Origin of the sequence: Bosea sp. NBC_00550 (assembly GCF_026020075.1) — a bacterium.
GTDB lineage: Bacteria > Pseudomonadota > Alphaproteobacteria > Rhizobiales > Beijerinckiaceae > Allobosea.
On record NZ_CP102772.1, the window covers coordinates 1,501,343 to 1,519,186 of the forward strand.

14 protein-coding genes and 1 riboswitch are annotated in these 17,844 nt (G+C 67.1%); of the genes, 8 read left to right on the forward strand and 6 right to left on the reverse strand.

What is annotated here, in order from left to right; all coding sequences use genetic code 11:
- Window positions 1–30 precede the first annotated feature (30 nt).
- Entirely contained in the window at window positions 31–792 is a 762-nt protein-coding gene (locus NWE53_RS07070) for a FadR/GntR family transcriptional regulator (RefSeq protein ID WP_265053642.1), read from the reverse strand.
- Window positions 793–930: 138 nt separating this feature from the next.
- On the opposite strand from NWE53_RS07070, the gene NWE53_RS07075 reads away from it, so the two are divergent.
- Entirely contained in the window at window positions 931–2,475 is a 1,545-nt protein-coding gene (locus tag NWE53_RS07075) for a cation:proton antiporter (RefSeq protein ID WP_265053643.1), read from the forward strand.
- Window positions 2,472–3,731, forward strand: a complete 1,260-nt coding sequence (locus NWE53_RS07080) for a flavin monoamine oxidase family protein (protein ID WP_265053644.1) — start codon at window positions 2,472–2,474, stop codon at window positions 3,729–3,731. The genes NWE53_RS07075 and NWE53_RS07080 overlap by 4 nt, the downstream gene beginning before the upstream one ends.
- A gap of 46 nt (window positions 3,732–3,777) precedes the next feature.
- On the opposite strand, the gene NWE53_RS07085 is transcribed toward NWE53_RS07080, so the two are convergent.
- The 3 genes from NWE53_RS07085 to NWE53_RS07095 are packed head-to-tail and all read right to left on the reverse strand — an operon-like array spanning window position 3,778 to window position 7,297.
- Window positions 3,778–5,247, reverse strand: a complete 1,470-nt coding sequence (locus tag NWE53_RS07085; protein WP_265053645.1) for a protein adenylyltransferase SelO — start codon at window positions 5,245–5,247, stop codon at window positions 3,778–3,780.
- Between the two features lie 43 nt (window positions 5,248–5,290).
- Entirely contained in the window at window positions 5,291–6,607 is a 1,317-nt protein-coding gene (locus tag NWE53_RS07090; RefSeq protein WP_265053646.1) for an MFS transporter, read from the reverse strand.
- A gap of 45 nt (window positions 6,608–6,652) precedes the next feature.
- The gene (locus tag NWE53_RS07095; protein ID WP_265053647.1) at window positions 6,653–7,297 is read right to left on the reverse strand and encodes a MarR family winged helix-turn-helix transcriptional regulator; all 645 of its coding nucleotides are present in this window, start codon (window positions 7,295–7,297) and stop codon (window positions 6,653–6,655) included.
- On the opposite strand from NWE53_RS07095, the gene NWE53_RS07100 reads away from it, so the two are divergent.
- From NWE53_RS07100 to NWE53_RS07125, 6 genes are read left to right on the forward strand one after another with little or no spacing between them, the layout of a single operon-like run.
- Window positions 7,287–8,132 carry a VOC family protein gene (locus NWE53_RS07100; protein WP_265053648.1) on the forward strand — a complete coding sequence of 282 codons (846 nt, stop codon included), beginning with the start codon at window positions 7,287–7,289 and terminating at the stop codon, window positions 8,130–8,132. The two genes, NWE53_RS07095 and NWE53_RS07100, sit on opposite strands and share 11 nt — an antisense overlap.
- Before the next feature lie 59 nt (window positions 8,133–8,191).
- On the forward strand, window positions 8,192–9,796 hold the full coding sequence (locus tag NWE53_RS07105; RefSeq protein ID WP_265053649.1) for an ABC transporter substrate-binding protein: 1,605 nt from the start codon (window positions 8,192–8,194) through the stop codon (window positions 9,794–9,796).
- 56 nt (window positions 9,797–9,852) lie between these two features.
- Window positions 9,853–10,830: an ABC transporter permease gene (locus NWE53_RS07110; protein ID WP_265053650.1), complete on the forward strand. Its 978-nt coding sequence runs from the start codon at window positions 9,853–9,855 to the stop codon at window positions 10,828–10,830.
- 4 nt (window positions 10,831–10,834) lie between these two features.
- Entirely contained in the window at window positions 10,835–11,665 is an 831-nt protein-coding gene (locus tag NWE53_RS07115; protein WP_265053651.1) for an ABC transporter permease, read from the forward strand.
- Window positions 11,662–13,296: an ABC transporter ATP-binding protein gene (locus NWE53_RS07120; protein ID WP_265053652.1), complete on the forward strand. Its 1,635-nt coding sequence runs from the start codon at window positions 11,662–11,664 to the stop codon at window positions 13,294–13,296. The genes NWE53_RS07115 and NWE53_RS07120 overlap by 4 nt, the downstream gene beginning before the upstream one ends.
- Entirely contained in the window at window positions 13,296–14,774 is a 1,479-nt protein-coding gene (locus tag NWE53_RS07125; RefSeq protein WP_265053653.1) for an NAD(P)-binding domain-containing protein, read from the forward strand. Before NWE53_RS07120 ends, NWE53_RS07125 begins: the two co-directional genes overlap by 1 nt.
- 18 nt (window positions 14,775–14,792) lie before the next feature.
- Here the strand turns inward: NWE53_RS07125 and NWE53_RS07130 are convergent, their stop codons facing one another.
- Both NWE53_RS07130 and NWE53_RS07135 read right to left on the reverse strand, forming a co-directional pair.
- Window positions 14,793–16,079, reverse strand: a complete 1,287-nt coding sequence (locus NWE53_RS07130; RefSeq protein ID WP_265053654.1) for an NAD(P)/FAD-dependent oxidoreductase — start codon at window positions 16,077–16,079, stop codon at window positions 14,793–14,795.
- Window positions 16,080–16,221: 142 nt separating this feature from the next.
- Window positions 16,222–17,406: a MalY/PatB family protein gene (locus tag NWE53_RS07135; protein WP_265053655.1), complete on the reverse strand. Its 1,185-nt coding sequence runs from the start codon at window positions 17,404–17,406 to the stop codon at window positions 16,222–16,224.
- Window positions 17,407–17,620: 214 nt separating this feature from the next.
- Window positions 17,621–17,818, forward strand: a riboswitch (cobalamin riboswitch).
- The last annotated feature ends 26 nt before the right edge of the window (window positions 17,819–17,844 follow it).

Genomic DNA, 17,844 nt, shown 5'->3' on the forward strand with positions numbered 1-17,844 from the left:
TCGGCATCTTGTCTGGTGAATCCGGAGCCCTCAGGCTCCCTGCGCGCTCAGCGTCTCCGGCCTGTCGCCCTCGCCGGTGACGGCGCGGCGCCGGTATTCGTCGCCGATCGCGAAATGGCGCCGCAGCGTCACCTCGGCGCGATCGGGATCGCGTGCGACGATGGTGTCGAAGACGCGTTTGTGGTCGTCGATCAGGTAGCTCTTCATCGAGCTGAATTGCTGGACGAGTTCGCGGCGGCTGCGGTGCGAGCGCGCCAGCAGCGTCGACATGGATTCATGCAGCACCGCGAGCGTCGGCGAGCGCGACGCCAGCACGATGGCACGGTGGAAATCGAAGTCGGCGGAGCCGCCCGCATCGGCATCGTCGATCGTCTCGCCGATCCGGACCAGCGCGCGCTGCAAGCGCTCGAAATCGGCGATGGTGGCGCGCTCGCAGGCCAGGCGCACGGCTTGGCACTCGATCGCGATGCGCGCTTCCATAACGTCGTCGATGAGCTCGGCCTGCTGGGCCAGCGCGAGGGTAAAGAAATCCCGCAGCATCGAGGCGTCCGGCCGCTTCACGATGGTGCCGACGCGCTCGCGGATTTCGACGATGCCGAGCATGTGCAGCGCCCGCAGCGCCTCGCGCACGACCGGCCGGCCGACGCCGAGCTGAGTAGCGAGTTCGCGTTCGGCCATCAGCCGCTCGCCCTGCCTCAGCGTGCCGTCGAGCAACCGCTCCTGCAGGTAGGCGAAGACGCGCTCGAAACCCGACGCGCTGTCGGAACCCTGAGCTTCCATTCCCTGAACCATCGTTTTTTTCTGGTAAGACCAGTACGATGACCAGAGTAAAAGGTCAATCTGGAGCTGGCTCTGCCCTGTGAGCAAACCGGTCGCGGTCCCGCCGCGGCTTCGCTAAGGTGCCGGCTCGCCCCAATGGAACGGCCGACGATGGTCCTGTTCGAATCGATCCTGATCATCATGCTGGCCGCCGTCCTGCTCTCGGCGGCCTCGCGTCGTGTCGGCATTCCCTATCCGGTGGTGCTGGCGGTGGCGGGAACGGGCATCGCCTTCATTCCGAACGCGCCCGAGATCGCGCTCGACCCGGAGCTGGTGCTGGCGCTCTTCGTCGCGCCGATCCTGCTCGACGCCGCCTTCGACACCTCCGTGCGGGATCTTCGCAAGAGATGGCGGACTGTCGGGAGCCTGGTCGTCGTCGCCGTGGGCGTGACGACGATCGCCGTTGCCGCCGTCGCCAGATGGTTCTTGCCGGATCTCCCCTGGGCGGCAGCGGTGGCGCTGGGCGCGATCGTCGCGCCTCCCGATGCCGTCGCCGCCACCGCCATCCTGCGGCGCGTGCGCCCGCCGCATCGCCTCGTCGTCATCCTGGAGGGGGAAAGCCTCCTCAACGATGCCACGGCGCTGCTGATCTACCGGGTTGCGGTCGCCGCTATGATCGCCGGCAGCTTCTCGCCGGCTTCCGCCCTGCCGACCTTCGGCCTCGTGGTCGTCGGGAGCCTCGTCCTCGGCGCGCTGCTCGGCTCGTTCTTCGTCCGTTTTCTCGGGCGCTTCAACGATCCGCCGAGCGCGATTATCCTCCAGTTCATCACGACCTTCGGCGTCTGGATCCTGGCCGAAAAGCTCCATCTCTCCGGCATCATCACCATCGTGGTCTATGCCATGGTGCTGGCGCGCACGGCCCCTGCCCGCACGAGCGCCCGTCTGCGCATTCCATCCTATGCGGTGTGGGAGACCACCGTGTTCGTGCTCCAGACCATGGCCTTCGTGCTGGTCGGCCTGCAATTGCGGCCGATCCTCGCCGATCTCGGCCCGCAGCGAAGCGCCGCCTATGTCGGCATCGCGCTGGCCGTCCTGGCAACGGTGATCGTCGTGCGCCTGAGCTGGGTGATGGCCTATCAGATCGTCGCGAAGCAGGCGGGCCGCGCCGTCGCCCACTCGGCCGGCGAGGAGCCGCCCCGAACCTCGACGCTGAGCGACGGCCTGATCATCGCCTGGTGCGGCATGCGCGGCATCGTCACTTTGGCGGCGGCCTATGCCCTTCCCATAGGTTTTCCCTATCGCGACCTGATCCTGATGTGCGCCTTCGTCGTCGTGGTCGGCACGCTTCTGATCCAGGGCCTCACCTTGCCGCTGCTGCTCAAGCGGCTCGCCCCGGTGGAGGACCGGACGGTCGAGCACGAATTCCGCATGGCCCGCAAGCTCGCGCTCAAGGCGGCGATCGCGACGATCGGCGACGCCCCTTCAGAGGTCGCCGAGGCGATACGCCGGGAATACGGCGCCATGCTGGAACAGACGCGCGACGGCGCGGAGTTCGACACCGCACAGAACCGATTCCGGCGCGACGCCCTCGCCGCGGCGCGCGACACGGCGCTGGCGCTGCGGCGCGACGGCACCATCGGAGACGATGCGTTCCATCGGCTCGAGGAAGAACTCGATTGGCTGGAGCTCGGCGCGGCGCCGAGGGCGGTGGAATGAACAGCGAATATGATGTCGTCGTGATCGGGGCCGGAGCCGCGGGCATCGCCGCCGCCCGGCGGCTTGCGCAGGCGCGGCTTTCCGTTCTCGTCGTCGAAGCCGAGAACCGGATCGGCGGCCGCGCCTGGACGATCCATCACGACGGGCTACCGATCGATCTCGGCTGCGGCTGGCTGCATTCAGCCGACCGGAACCCCTGGGCCGCGCTCGCCCCGACCCTCGGCTTCGCAGTCGACCGAACGCTCCCGCCCTGGGGCCGCCAGTTCCGCAATCTCAGCTTCACCGAGGCCGAGCAGGCAGCAGCACGGGCCGCCTCGGCCCGCTTCGAAGCCGATCTACGGCATGCTCCTGTCGAAACCGACCGAGCGGCCGATCTGCTGGCGGCCGGACACCCATGGAAGCCCTATCTCGAAGCCCTCAGCAGCTACGTCAACGGCGTGGAATTGGAGGCGCTGTCGATCCGCGACTACCTCGCCTATGTCGACGCCGATACCGGCGTGAACTGGCGGGTCGTCAAGGGCTATGGCAGCCTCATCGCCGCGGCTGCCGCAGAGCTGCCGATCGCACTCGGCACCCCCGTCACCGCGATCCGGGCGGATGCACGGTGGCTCGCGATCGTCACGGAAACCGGCACCATCCGGGCCCGGACAGCGATCGTCTCCGTACCCACCGACGTGCTGGCGGCCGGCGTCATCGAGCTGCCCCACGCACTCGACGACTGGATCGAGGCCGCAAGCCGGCTGCCCCTGGGGCTTGCCGACAAGATCGTCTTCCATATCGACGAACCGAGCGATCTGGAACCGGACACCCAGGTCCTCGGCAATCCCCATCTGTCCCGAACGGCGAGCTACCATTTGCGCCCGTTCGGCCGCCCGCTGATCGAGGGTTTCCTGGGCGGCGCCACGGCGCGCGAACTCGAAGAGGACGGCGCGATGGCCGCCTTCGCGCTGGATGAGCTTTCAGGCCTGTTCGGCTCCGGAATGAGGCTCAAGCTGAAGCCGGTCGCTCAATCGCGCTGGGCCCGGCAGCCCTTCGCGCGCGGTTCGTACAGCCACGCCCTCCCGGGCCATGCCGCGGCCCGATCGGTTCTGGCGCGCCCTTGGGACGAACGCATCTTCTTCGCAGGTGAAGCCTGCTCGGCGCAGGACTTCTCGACCGCTCACGGCGCCTATCGGACGGGTCTCGATGTTGCCGACACCATCCTGTCGCTGCAACGCGATACGCGCAGCAATGCCGGCGGCACAGCTGCCGGCTGAGGTCGCAGGCAGACAGATTTCAGCCATGCCGCAAAACTGAAACGCCCTAGGTGCCGCAGAAGGTCGCCAGCACACGCTCGTGAGCGGCGGGCGGCAGCGTGTAGGCCTCTCGCCCGGGCTGATCGTCATAGGGGTTCGCCAGAACAGCCAGCAGCTCCTCGAACGGCGCCAGATCGTCGCGCTCCACGGCGGCCTGGATCACCGCCTCGATTCGATGGTTCCTGGGAATGAACAGCGGATTGACGCCGTGCATCAGGCGCTGCCGCTCCTCCGCGGACAAGGTCTCCTGCTGCAGGCGCTCATGCCAGCGGCTCAGCCAGCCGTCGAATTCGCCTGTGTTGGCAAACAGCTCGCGACAGCGCCGCCCGCCCTCCAGGAGGTCGTCACCGAGCCTCCGGAACGTCAATGTGAAATCGGCCTGTCCTCGTTGCATCGTCTCGAGCAGCGCCTTGATGAGCAGCACATCGTCCGGCGCCTCGCTGACGAGGCCTAGCTTGTGGCGGAAACCGGCAACCAGTCGGCTCTGGAACAGATCGTTGAATCGGTTGAGCGCGTCCTGCGCGATCGTCACCGCCCTCTCCTGGTCATCCGACAGCAGCGGCAGCAGCGCCTCGGCGAGGCGAGTCAGGTTCCACAGCGCGATCGGCGGCTGGTTGCCATAGGCGTAGCGGCCGTGTTCGTCGATGGAGCTGAACACGGTCGCAGGATCGTAGCTGTCCATGAAAGCGCACGGCCCGTAGTCGATCGTCTCGCCCGCGATCGACATGTTGTCCGTGTTCATCACCCCATGGATGAAGCCGATCAGCATCCAGCGCGCGATGAGATCGGCCTGCGCGGCGATGACGGCTTCCAGCAAGGCGAGATACGGCGCTTCGCTGCCGGCCACACCCGGATAATGCCGGGTGATGACGTGGTCGGCCAGGAGGCGAAGGGCCTCGACATCGCGGCGGGCCGCAAAGAACTGGAAGGTCCCGATCCGGATATGGCTGGAAGCGACCCGGGTGAAGATGGCGCCCGGCAGGAGCGTCTCGCGCCTGACGACCTCGCCGGTCAGAACGGCGGCAAGTGCACGCGTCGTCGGCACGCCGAGCGCGGCCATCGCCTCGCTGACGATGTATTCGCGCAGGACCGGACCGACCGCAGCCCTGCCATCCCCCCGGCGCGAGAACGGCGTCGGGCCGGAGCCCTTGAGCTGGATGTCGCGGCGCCGGCCCTCGCGATCAACAACCTCACCGAGCAGGATCGCGCGACCATCCCCGAGCTGTGGGCTGAAGCCACCGAACTGATGGCCGGCATAAGCGGTCGCGATCGGGCTTGCCCCATCGGCGATGCTGTTGCCGGCTAGCATCGCAAGGCCATCCGGCCCCTTCAGCCAATCGGGATCGAGGCCAAGCTCAGAGGCCAGCGTCTCGTTCAGTTTGATAAGCCGTGGCGCGGCGACCGCGGTCGGATCGACCGCGGCATAGAACCGCTCGGGCAGGCGCGCATAGGAGTTGTCGAACGGAATCGCGGTCATGGCTTGTAGATAGGCATAAGCCGCGATGTCGCAACACGGGCGATCAGGCCGCCGCCGGCACGAGGTCCCGCTCGCGCGGCTCACGCACCGCGACGATCGCCACCGCGGCGATCAGGCAGAGCACGCCGGCAATGAAGAAGGCCGGCAGATAGCTCGCATAGACCGTGCGGCTGAAGCCCGCCCCCCAGGCCGCGGTGGCGGCGCCGAGCTGGTGCCCCGCGAAGATCCAGCCGAAGACGAGATTGGCGCGCTCGCCGAAGCGATCGGCCGCGAGCTTCACGGTCGGCGGCACGGTGGCGACCCAGTCGAGCCCGTAGAACACGGCGAAGATCGACAGCTCGTAGAAGCTGAAACTGGTGAAAGGCAGATAGATCAGCGAAAGCCCACGCAGGCCATAATACCAGAACAGCAGCTTGCGGCTGTCGAAACGGTCGGACAGCCAGCCCGAGCCGACCGTGCCGGCGAAGTCGAAGATGCCGATGACCGCGAGCATGCCGGCCGCAGCCACCGGCGCCATGCCGAAATCGCCGCAGAGCGAAACGAAATGGGTCTGCACCAGGCCGTTCGTGCTGGCGCCGCAGACGAAGAACGTGCCGAACAGCGCCCAGAAGATGCCGGAGCGCGAGGCATCCTTCAGCGCGATCAGTGGCGAGGCCAGCATCGCGCGGAACGTCGCGGGCGCCGCCGGCGGCGCGGCTGCCGGGGCCGTCGCGCCATAGGGGGCAAGCCCGATGTCGGAAGGCCGGTCCCGCATCAGCACCAGCACCGCGATGGCGGCGAGCAGCAGCATCACCAGCACGACCGTGAGCGCGCTGCGCCAACCAAGCGTCTCCGTCAGCGAGGCGAGCAGCGGGAGGAAAACGAGCTGGCCTGTCGCCGTGCTGGCCGTGAGCAGGCCGATCACGAGGCCGCGCCGTGCCGAGAACCAGCGTGTCGCCACCGTCGCGCCCAGCACCATGGCGGTCAGCCCCGTGCCAAAGCCGACGACGACGCCGAGGAACAGCATGAGCTGCCAGAGCGTCGTCATGACGAAGGAGCCGAGCACGCCGGCTGCGATCAGCGTCAAGGCCACGGCCGCGACGCGCCTGACGCCGAAGCGGTTCATGAACGCAGCGGCGAACGGCCCGATCAGCCCGAACAGCACCAACCGGATCGCGAAGGCGGAGGAGATCTCCGAGGTCGACCAGCCGAACTCCTGATGCAGCGGGCCGATCAGCACGCCCGGCGCTCCGACGGCGCCGGCCGTGACCAGCATGGTCAGGAAGGTGACCGCCGCGACCACCCAGCCATAGTGGATGCCGCGTCGAGCAAAGAAGCGTGGAAGCGCCGAATTGTCGGCGGAGGCGGCAATCTGCGACATGAGAGCATCCAATTTATGGGTATATACCCGCTTAAGATTAAACGATCAGAGAAGGTCGCTCAGTTCGTTGAGAGCCTTGAGACGCTCGGTGCCAAGGCGCCCGGTGATGTCCTGCTGGCACGTCTCCCAGAGCGGCGACGCCTCTTCCAGAACCGCCTCGCCTTGGCCGCTCAATGACACGACCAGCTCCCGCTGATCGTCTCCGCGCCCGAGCGATACGAGGCCCATCTTCTCGACCACCCGGATATTGCGCCCCATGGTCGATCGATCGAGTTCCAGAAGCCGGCCCAGTTCCGTCAGGCTGACCGGCTGGTACCTGCGGACGTTTCTGAGGATGGCGAACTGGGCGATGTTGATCCCCACCGGCGCCAAAGCGACGTCATAAAGCCCCGCGATCTTGCGGGTCACGGTCTTGAGGCGCGTGCAGTAGCAGGCAATGGACATAGTTGCGGGTATATGCCCGCTTCGATCGGAAATCAAGCGCGATCCGATCACCGCGCCGCGACCTAATCCACCACAGCGGGCCCGCATAATGCCGACTACGAAAAGGAGATCATTCATCTCCAAAACCGGAAAATAACGATAAGGACATTCCCCGTATCGCCCGACTAGATTGCCGACCGAAGAAGGAAATTCTTCGCCTGAGCCGTCGCAAGCGGCATTATCTCGGACCGGCTGAATGTCTCTCAATCATATTCTCGGCGTCGACCATGTCGTCGTCGCCGTTCGCGATCTCGCTCTCTCGGCCAAGACCTGGGAAGAGCTTGGCTTCACCGTCTCGCCGCGCGGCCTTCATTCGTCGCATATGGGCTCAGCCAATCACACGATCATGCTGCAGGACGACTATCTCGAGCTGCTCGGGATCGTCTCCGACACCGACCAGAACAAGCCGACGCGCGATTTCCTGACGAAGCATGAAGGCATCGAGCGCATCGCCTTCACTACGGACGACGCCGCGGCCGGCGCGGCCGAGATCACGGCGCGCGGCTTTCCGGCGATCGGCCCTGTGCATTTCGGCCGGCCGGTGCCGCTGCCCGGCGGCGGCGAGGCCGATGCCAAGTTCAACGTCTTCCGCTGGCCGCTCGACGAGCAGCCCGGCGGCATCCGCATCTTCGCCTGCCAGCACCTGACACGTGAGAACGTCTGGATTCCGGTTCTCCAGCAACACGCCAACAGCGCCGTCGCGCTGCGTCGCGTCGAGATCCTGTCCGCCGATCCGCAGGCCGCCGCGGCGCATCTCTCGCAGCTGATCGACGAGCCGGCGCATCAGGAAGGCGCGGTCTGGCGCGTCGCCTCCGGACGCTCGCGCGCCGACATCCTGTTCTACACCGCCGAGACCTTCGCCGAGCGCTATCCCGACGCCGTGCGCGAAGGCGCCGCAAGCCAAGGCGTCGCGGCGCTCGTGCTCGCCACGCGCGATCTCGACGCCGCCGCCACGGCCTCCGGGGCGATCCGCCACGGCGAAGTAGCCAGCGTTCCCGCCGCCCGGGCCTCCGGCTCGGTGCTCAGCTTCGTGCCGGCCTGACCGGCACGACTACTGCATTCCGTTTTTCAGCCTCCGAGCTCAGATCGTCGAGGATCCCCATGGACTTCACCCGTCGCTCAATCCTGATGACCTCCGCCGCCATCGCGGCCAATGTCGTCAACCCGTTCAAGGCCTTCGCGCAGGAGACCCCGCGCAAGGGCGGCGTCTTCGGCGTCCACTACGGTGCCGAGCAACGCCAGCTCAACCCGAGCCTGCAGGCCTCGACCGGCGTCTACATCATCGGCGGCAAGATCCAGGAGCCGCTGGTCGATCTCGATGCCAACGGCAACCCGATCGGCGTCCTCGCCGAGAGCTGGGAAAGCACGCCCGACGGCAAGACCATCACCTTCAAGCTGCGCAAGGGCGTGACCTGGCATGACGGCCAGCCCTTCACCTCGGCGGACGTCCAGTTCACCGCGATGGAGATGTGGAAGAAGATCCTGAACTACGGCACCACGCTGCAGCTCTTCCTCACCGCCGTCGACACGCCCGATCCGCTGACCGCGGTCTTCCGCTACGAGCGGCCGATGCCGCTCAACCTGCTGCTGCGCGCCCTGCCCGATCTCGGCTACGTCTCGCCGCGCCATCTCTACGAGGGCAAGGGCGACATCCGGAACAACCCGGTCAACCTCGCGCCGATCGGCACGGGCCCGTTCAAGTTCGTCTCCTATGAGCGCGGCCAGCATGTCATCGCCGATCGCAACCCAAACTATTGGCGCGAGAATGCGCCCTATCTCGACCGCATCATCTGGCGCGTGATCACCGACCGCTCGGCCGCCGCCGCCCAGCTCGAGGCCGGCCAGCTCCACTACAGCCCGTTCTCGGGCCTGACGATCTCGGACATGGCCCGCCTGTCCAAGGACAAGCGCTTCATCGTCTCGACCAAGGGCAATGAGGGCAACGCCCGCACCAACACGATCGAGTTCAACTTCCGCCGCAAGGAACTCGCCGATATCCGGGTGCGCCGCGCCATCGCGCATGCGCTCGACATCCCGTTCTTCATCGAGAACTTCCTCGGCGATTTCGCCAAGCGCGGCACCGGGCCGATCCCCTCGGTCTCGACCGATTTCTACCCGGCCGACAACGGCCCGCAATATCCTTTCGACAAGGCGCTCGCGGTCAAGCTGCTGGACGAGGCCGGCTACAAGCCCGGTGCCGGCGGCACGCGCTTCTCGCTCAGGCTCACCCCTGCCCCATGGGGCGAGGACATCTCGCTGTTCTCGACATTCATCCAGCAGTCGCTGGCCCAGGTCGGCATCAAGGTCGACATCGTGCGCGTCGATGGCGGCGGCTTCCTGAAAAGCGTCTACAACGATTGGGATTTCGACCTCGCCACCGGCTGGCACCAGTACCGCAACGACCCGGCCGTCTCGACCACGGTCTGGTACCGTTCCGGCCAGCCCAAGGGCGCGCCCTGGACCAACCAGTGGGACTGGAAGGACGAGGCCGTCGACAAGATCATCGACGACGCAGCGACCGAGGTCGATCCGGCCAAGCGCAAGGCGCTCTATGGCGATTTCGTCCGCAAGGTGAACACGGAACTGCCGATCTGGACCCCGATCGAGCAGATCTTCGTCACCACGATCAGCGCCAAGGCCCGTAACCACTCGAACACCCCGCGCTGGGGCTCGTCGAGCTGGCACGACCTTTGGTTGGCCGAATAAGAACAGGAGAGCGGGCCGGCCCTTCGCACGGCCCGCGACAACACGGCGCGTCGATCATGCGTATCTTGACCCTTGCGGGGCGGCGGCTCGCCGCCTCGATCCCGACCCTGTTGCTGATCCTGATCGGCATCTTCCTGCTGCTGCAGTTCGCACCCGGCGATACCGTCGACGCCATGATGGCGCAGATGGGCGGCGGCGACGCCAAGCTCGCGCAGGAACTGCGCCGCTTCTACGGGCTCGACCTCTCGACCGCCGAGCGGCTCGGACAGTATCTCTGGCGGCTGGTCCGCTTCGACCTCGGCCACTCCGCCATCTACGGCAAGCCGGTCGCCAGCGTCATCGCCGAGCGCCTGCCGGCGACGCTGCTGCTGATGGTTTCCGCCCTCTCCTTCGCCTTCTTCGCCGGCATCGTGCTCGGCGTGCTCGCGGCGCGCGACGTCAATCGCTGGCAGGACACGCTGATCTCGACGCTCGGCCTGATCTTCTACGCCACCCCCTCCTTCTGGTTCGGGCTGATGGCGATCGTAGTCTTCTCCGTGCATCTGCAATGGCTGCCGGCCGGCGATTTCGAGGATATCGGCGCCGGGCTGACGGGCTTCGCCCGCACGCTCGACATCGCGCGCCATCTCGTCCTGCCGACGCTGACGCTTGGGCTGATCTATCTCGCCATCTATCTGCGGCTGATGCGCGGCGCGATGCTTGAGGTGCTCAACCTCGACTTCGTCCGCACCGCCCGCTCCAAGGGCCTCGACGAGACCCGCGTCATCACCCGCCACGTCCTGCGCAACGCCTTGCTGCCGATGGTGACGCTGATCGGCTTGCAGGCCGGCACGATGCTCGGTGGCTCCGTCGTGGTCGAAAGCGTCTTCTCGCTGCCGGGGCTCGGCCGCCTCGCCTATGAATCGGTGATCCAGCGCGACCTCAACACGCTGCTCGGCATCGTCTTCGTCTCGGCGCTGCTGGTCATCGTCGTGAACTTCATCGTCGACCTGCTCTATGCGCGGCTCGACCCGCGCATCGCGCCGGAGGGCTGAGGCGATGGACATCCTCAAGCGCTATCTCCGTAGCCCGGCTGCCGTGATCGGCCTGATCCTCTTGCTGATCGTCATCGCGATGGCGGCGAGCGCCGGCTGGCTCTTCCCGCGCGATCCCCTCGCGCTCGCCGGCCGGCCGCTGCAATGGCCGCTCGCCAATCCGCGCTTCCTGCTCGGCACCGACAATTCCGGCCGGGACATCGCCGCCCAGATTTTTTACGGCGCGCGCATCTCGCTGCTGATCGGCATCGTCGCCACCGTCATCGCAGTCGCGATCGGCATCGTCATCGGCGCGCTCGCCGGCTTCTACGGCGGCAAGGTCGATACCGTGCTGATGCGCATCACCGAGGCCTTCCAGACCCTGCCGAACTTCCTGCTGCTGCTGGTGCTGGTCGTGGTCTTCGGCTCGACGCTGACGACCGTGATGGTGGCGATCGGCATCGTCTCCTGGCCGGCTCCAGCCCGGCTCACCCGCGCCGAGTTCCTGTCGCTGCGCAACCGCGAATTCGTGCAGGCCGGCCGCACCATCGGCCTGCCCGACATCAAGCTGATCTTCGGCGAGATCCTGCCCAACGCCCTGCCGCCGGTGATCGTCTACGCCAGCGTCGTCATGGCGGTCGCGATCCTGCTCGAAAGCTCGCTCGCCTTTCTCAAGCTCTCCGATCCCAACGTCGCCTCCTGGGGCAATCTGATCGGGCTCGGCCGCGATGTGCTGCGCGTGCAGTGGTACGTCTCGGCCATTCCCGGCGTCGCGATCCTGCTCACCGTGCTCGGCGTCTCGCTCGTCGGCCAGGGCTTGAACGACGCCCTCAACCCGAGGCTCAAGGGACGATGAGCGCGATCCTTACCCTCGACGGACTGACAGTCGGCCTGCCCAGGGGCGCTGACCGGCCGCATGCGATGCAGGATGTCTCGCTGGAGCTGAATGCGGGCGAGATCGTCTGCGTCGTCGGCGAATCCGGCTCCGGCAAGTCGATGACGGCCAATGCCATCATGCGCCTGCTCCCCACAGGCGTTGCGATAGAGCGCGGCCGCATCCTCTTCGAGGGCCGCGATATCGCGACCGCCGGCGAAGCGGAGATGCGCAGGATTCGCGGCGCCGGCATCGCCATGATCTTCCAGGAGCCGATGACGGCGCTGAACCCGCTGCGCAGCATCGGCGACCAGATCGGCGAGATGCTCGGCATCCACACCGATCTCGGCAAGCGCGCGATCGCCGCCCGCGTTCAGGAACTGCTCGTGGAAGTGCAAATCCCCGAGCCGGAGCGTGCGGCGAAGGCCTATCCGCATGAGCTCTCGGGCGGCCAGCGTCAGCGCGCCATGATCGCGATGGCGCTCGCGCTGGATCCGAAGGTGCTGATCGCCGACGAGCCGACGACGGCGCTCGACGTCACCACCCAGGCGCAAATCCTGAAGCTCATCCGCGAATTGCAGGCGCGGAAGGGCACCGCCGTGCTCTTCATCACGCATGATTTCGGCGTCGTCGCCGAGATCGCGGATCGCGTCATGGTGATGCAGCACGGCCTCGTCGTCGAGCAGGGCGAGCCCGAGACCGTCCTGAACCATCCCAGCCACCCCTATACGCGCCAGCTCATCGCCGCCGTGCCGGCGCTGAAGCCGCCGCCGCCGCGCCCGCTTTCGGACGAGGCGATCCTGACGATCGAGAACGTCTCGAAGACCTATCGCACCGGCGGCTTCCTCGGCCGTGGCCAGCGCATCACCCACGCGGTCAAGGACGTGACGCTCACCCTGCCGAAGGGCGCGACGCTTGGCATCGTCGGCGAATCCGGCTCCGGCAAGTCGACGCTGGCGCGCTGCATCATCCGGCTGATCGACCCCGACACCGGCGCGATCCGGCTGAACGGCGAGGATCTGACCAAGCTGTCCCGCGCCGAGATGCGCGCGCGCAGCCGGCATATCCAGATGGTGTTCCAGGACCCCTTCGCCTCGCTCAATCCCCGCCGCAAGGCCGGCGATCTCGTCGCGCAAGGGCTCGTCGTCAACGGCATGCCGCGCAGGCAGGCGCTCGAACGCGCCCGCGAACTCTTCGGCCTCGTCGGACTCGATCCCGCTGCGGTCGACCGCTATCCGCACGAGTTCTCCGGCGGCCAGCGCCAGCGCATCGGCTTGGCGCGTGCTCTGGCGCTCGAACCCGATGTCCTCGTCGCCGACGAGCCGGTCTCGGCACTCGATGTCTCCGTGCAGGCGCAGGTGCTGAAGCTGCTCGCAGACCTGCGCGAAAGGCTCGGCCTCTCCATCGTCTTCATCACCCACGACCTGCGCGTCGCCGCACAGGTCTGCGATCTGATCGCTGTGATGAAGAACGGCGAGGTCGTCGAGGCCGGGACGGTGGCCGAGGTCTTCGGCCAACGCCGGCACCCATATACGCAGGCCCTGCTCGCCTCGATCCCCGGGCAAGGCTTCGGCACGACCGAAGCCACCCGCGAGTCGGCGGAGGTTTCGTGATGAAGCGCATCGCAACGCCAGTGCCGATCGCCGACGGTCTTGCCCGCCACGAAGCGCAGGTGAAGCGTGACCTAGCCTTGCTCGGCATCCCGGCCAAGCCCTGGCTTCATCCCAAGGCGATGGCAGACGGCGAGCCGGTCCTCGACGTCGCCATCATCGGCGCCGGCATGAACGGCATCGCCGCCGCCTCGGCCCTGCTGGCCAAGGGCATCGTCAACATCAGCCTATTCGATGCCAACGAGCCCGGCCGCGAAGGCCCGTGGAACAGCTATGCGCGCATGGACACGCTGCGCTCTCCCAAGACGCTGACCGGGCCGGCGCTCGGCATGCCGTCGCTGACCTTCGCCGCCTGGTACAACGCCAGCTTCGGCGAAGCGGCCTGGGAGGCGCTCTACAAGATCCCGAACGCCGTCTGGGTCGATTACCTCAGCTGGCTCCAGCGGGTGCTCGCCCTGCCTGTGCAGCACCGCACGGCGCTGACGAAGCTGCGCCCGCATGACGGCCTACTTGCACTCGATCTGAAGACCGCCGAGGGAACGAAGACCGTATTCGCCCGCCATGTCGTCCTCGCAACCGGACGCGGCGGCGCGGGCGGTGATCTCTGGCCGGATATCGTCCCGCGCGACCTCAAACCCGCTCTCGCGGCCCACAGCAACGACCCGATCGACTTTGAAAGGCTGCGCGGCAAGTCGATCGGTGTGCTCGGCGGCAGCGCCTCGGCCTGGGACAATGCTGCGACCGCCTTGGAGCAAGGCGCGGCGAGCGTCGAGATGTATCTGCGCCGGCCGCATCTGCCGCAGATCAACAAGGGCCGCGGCTCTGCGACCCAGGGCTTCTTCCACGGCTGGAGCGCCCTCCCCGACGCCGACCGCTGGGCGCTCGCAGCCTATCTCGACGACATGCTCGCGCCGCCACCGCACGAGACCGTGCTGCGCGCGCTGAAATCCAGTGGGCTCGGCATCCGCTTCCGGCATCGCGTCGCTTCGGTCAGGCGCGAGTCCGGGCAGGTCGTGCTCGACATCGACACGCCCGACGGTCGCATCGAGCGCCGCCACGACTTCCTCATCGTCGCCACGGGTTTTCAGGTCGACGCTACGCGTATTCAGGAACTGTCGGAATTCGCCGGACATATCGCGCGCTGGAGCGACCGCTATACGCCGCCGGCCGAGCTTGCACGCCCGACATTGGCGCAGGCGCCCTATCTCGGACCGGGATTCGAGCTCCTGCCCAGGGATGCCACCGCGCCGGCCGAACTCTCCCGCATCCATCTCGTCAACCACGGTGCCAATGTCAGCCATGGCGCGATCGCGAGCGACATTCCGGGCGTCGCGATCGCCGGCGAGCGTGTCGCGCAGGCCCTCGCCGCCGCCTTCTTCAGGGAGGACAGCGCCGCAATCAGGCGCGATCTCGAAGCCTTCGACGAGGCGGAACTGAAGGACACGCCCTTCTTCCGGCCGGAGGATTTCCCGCGTTCCTGATGCGGGACAGAAACGCGATCAGCGGGGAGCGTCGGCTTCGCCGCTCTTCGCCTGCCCTTGCGTGATCAGGCGGGCGCTGCGGTGGCCGCTGACATAGATCCACAGCCAGTTCAGCGCGACGGCGAGGCGGTTCCGCAGTCCGATCAGGAAGAAGATGTGCGCGACGCCCCAAGTCCACCAGGCGATGCGCCCTTTCAGCTTGATCCAGCCGAAATCGACGATCGCCGCGCGCTTGCCGATCGTCGCGAGATTGCCGGCATTGCTGTAGGCGAAGGGCGGCGGCGCGGTCTCGCCCTTCAGCCGCGTCTTGATCACTCCGGCGACGTAGCGCCCCTCCTGCTTGGCCGCGGGTGCCACGCCGGGCACCGGCTTGCCGTCGGCCGAGACGACACGGGCCGTGTCGCCGACGACGAAGATATCGCGCTGGCCGGGGACCGTGAGGTCGGGCTCGACCATCACCCGCCCGGCCCTGTCGGCCGGCGCGCCGAGCCACTCCGCCGCAGGCGAAGCAGCGACGCCCGCCGCCCAGAGGATCGTCCTGGCCGGGAGAAAGGCGCCGCCGAGTTCGATCCCGTCCGCGGTGCAGTTCGAGACAGCGTGACCGAGCTTGATTTCGACGCCGAGCCCGATCAGCGCCCGCTCCGCATAGGCCGAAAGGTCCTCGGTGAAGCCAGCCAGGATGCGCGAGCCGGCCTCGACCAGGATGACGCGTGCGGCGCGCGTATCGAAGTTGCGGAAATCGCCGCGCAGCGTGTCATGCGCCAGCTCGGCGATCGTGCCGGCAAGCTCCACACCGGTCGGACCCGCGCCGATGATCACAAAGGTGAGGAGCTCGGCGCGCCGGGCAGCGTCCGTCTCCCATTCCGCCTGCTCGAAGGCGGAGAGAATACGCCGCCTGATCTTCGTCGCATCTTCGAGCGTCTTCAGCCCGGGCGCATAGGGCTCCCACTCGTCATGACCGAAATAGGAGTGTCGCGCCCCGGTCGCCAGGATCAGGCTGTCGAAGGCAAGCGGCGGCTCGCCCTCTATCAGCACCTTCTTGTCGCTCGGATCGACGCCGACGACGCTGCCCAGCAGCGTGGTGACGTTCTTGTAGCGCCGCAGCAGCGAACGGGCCGGCCACGCGATTTCGGAGGTCGGCAGCGACGCCGTCGCGACCTGATAGAGCAGAGGCTGGAAGAGGTGATGGTTGCGCCGGTCGATGAGCGTGATCCTGACCGACTCGCCGGCGAGATTTCGCGCCGCCTCCAGCCCGCCGAAGCCGGCTCCGACGATGACGATGTGATGGGGCGTGCCGGCCGTCACGGGCTACCCGACATGGAACAGGCTGCGATAGCGATATCTGGAGATGCGTCTCATGAGTTCTCCCGCTTCACCAATAAGCCAGCGCCGCCTTTGCGAGAAGCGGGGGATGGCGCGGGACGACAGAACCGTCCCGCAGCCGGCGCTATTGCAGATCGCGGAAAGCTTCCTTCAATCGCTCGACGGCCTCGATCACGGTGGCGCGCGGCGTGGCGAGGTTGAAGCGCAGGAAGCTGTCGCCCCCCGCCCCGAAGCTCGCGCCATGGTTCACCGCGATCTTCGCCTGCTTCTCGACGCGGGCGGTGAATTCCGCCGGCTCCATGCCGGCCCCGCCGAAATCGACCCAGGCGAGATAGGTCGCCTCGAGCGGCATCGAACGCAGGCCGGGGATCGTGTTAACCCCGTCGTCGAACAGCTTCCTGTTGCCGTCGAGATAGGCCACGAGCCGGTCGACCCAGGCCGCGCCTTCGGGACTGTAGGCGGCGGTCGCCATCGCCATGCCGAAGGAATTGGGCGAGATGCCGTGGGCGTTCATCCGGGCGCGGAACCGCTCCCGCAGCGGCTCGTCGGGAATGATGACGTTGCCGACATGGGCGCCCGCGATGTTGAAGGTCTTGGTGGTCGCCGTCATCATCACGAGGCGGTCCGCGATTTCAGGCGCAGCCAGCGGCATGACGGTGTGCCTGGCGCCCGGCATGACCAGATCATGATGGATCTCGTCGGCGACGAGGATCAGGTCGTGGCGCTTGCAGAAGGCCGCGATCTCGCGGAGTTCGTCGCATGTCCAGACGCGCCCGCCCGGATTATGCGGCGAGCACAGCATCAGCATCCGCTCGCGGCCGGTCATCTGCGCGTCCCAGCCGGCGATGTCGAGGACGTAGCGGCCCTCCTCGATCCGCAGCCGGCACTCCACGACCTCCCGGCCGGCCGAGCGGATGATGCGGGCGAAGGCGTGGTAGACCGGCGTCATCAGCACGACGCCATCGCCCGGCGCGGTGAAGGCATCGACGCAGAGCGCCGTGCCATTGACGAGGCCATGGGTGGTGAAGATCGCTTCCGACGCCACGTCCCAGCCATGGCGGGTCTTCATCCACCAGCGGATGGCGTCGCTATTGGTGCGGTCGTCGCCGAAATAGCCATAGACCCCGTGAGCCGCCATGCGCTCGACCGCCTGCTGGACGCAAGGCGGCGGCCGGAAATCCATATCGGCCACCCACATGGCGATGCCGTCGGAAGCGGCCACGCCATAATACTTCTCCATCGTGTCCCATTTGGCCGAATGGGTCCCGCGGCGGTCGATCTGCTCGTCGAAGTCCGGCAACCTAAGCATCGTCATCCTCGGCAACAGCAGAGCGGCCAAGCCGCGGAAAGCGCCGAGAGATGGTGATTCCGACCCGGCCCGTGGCTTCTGTTCTGCCGTGCCGGCTCGCGGGCGTAAACCGGCGCGATCGCGACGGCTGGCCTCCGGATACGACATGGCGCGCGATCTCCCGCCCCCGTCCTTACCTTTGGTTAAACCTATTTGACGACGACACTTTTCCGCCGTAATCGTCACCGGGACGGTTCCCTCACGGGATCAAAAGGGAACGCGGTGCGGGTGGCCAGCCACCCCATGCCGCGGCTGCCCCCGCAACTGTAAGCGGCGAGCCTTTCGCCATACGCCACTGGGACCTCGGACCTGGGAAGGCGGCGAAGGGCATGGACCCGCGAGCCAGGAGACCTGCCGTCAGCCGTGGTCACACGCGAACACGTTCGGACGGGGTGCGCC

Bases quoted from the DNA above. Each gene is read 5' to 3' on its own strand.
- NWE53_RS07070 (WP_265053642.1), bottom strand. From the start codon at position 792: ATGGTTCAGGGAATGGAAGCTCAGGGTTCCGACAGCGCGTCGGGTTTC.
- NWE53_RS07075 (WP_265053643.1), top strand. From the start codon at position 931: ATGGTCCTGTTCGAATCGATCCTGATCATCATGCTGGCCGCCGTCCTG.
- NWE53_RS07080 (WP_265053644.1), top strand. From the start codon at position 2,472: ATGAACAGCGAATATGATGTCGTCGTGATCGGGGCCGGAGCCGCGGGC.
- NWE53_RS07085 (WP_265053645.1), bottom strand. From the start codon at position 5,247: ATGACCGCGATTCCGTTCGACAACTCCTATGCGCGCCTGCCCGAGCGG.
- NWE53_RS07090 (WP_265053646.1), bottom strand. From the start codon at position 6,607: ATGTCGCAGATTGCCGCCTCCGCCGACAATTCGGCGCTTCCACGCTTC.
- NWE53_RS07100 (WP_265053648.1), top strand. From the start codon at position 7,287: ATGTCTCTCAATCATATTCTCGGCGTCGACCATGTCGTCGTCGCCGTT.
- NWE53_RS07105 (WP_265053649.1), top strand. From the start codon at position 8,192: ATGGACTTCACCCGTCGCTCAATCCTGATGACCTCCGCCGCCATCGCG.
- NWE53_RS07110 (WP_265053650.1), top strand. From the start codon at position 9,853: ATGCGTATCTTGACCCTTGCGGGGCGGCGGCTCGCCGCCTCGATCCCG.
- NWE53_RS07115 (WP_265053651.1), top strand. From the start codon at position 10,835: ATGGACATCCTCAAGCGCTATCTCCGTAGCCCGGCTGCCGTGATCGGC.
- NWE53_RS07120 (WP_265053652.1), top strand. From the start codon at position 11,662: ATGAGCGCGATCCTTACCCTCGACGGACTGACAGTCGGCCTGCCCAGG.
- NWE53_RS07125 (WP_265053653.1), top strand. From the start codon at position 13,296: ATGAAGCGCATCGCAACGCCAGTGCCGATCGCCGACGGTCTTGCCCGC.
- NWE53_RS07135 (WP_265053655.1), bottom strand. From the start codon at position 17,406: ATGCTTAGGTTGCCGGACTTCGACGAGCAGATCGACCGCCGCGGGACC.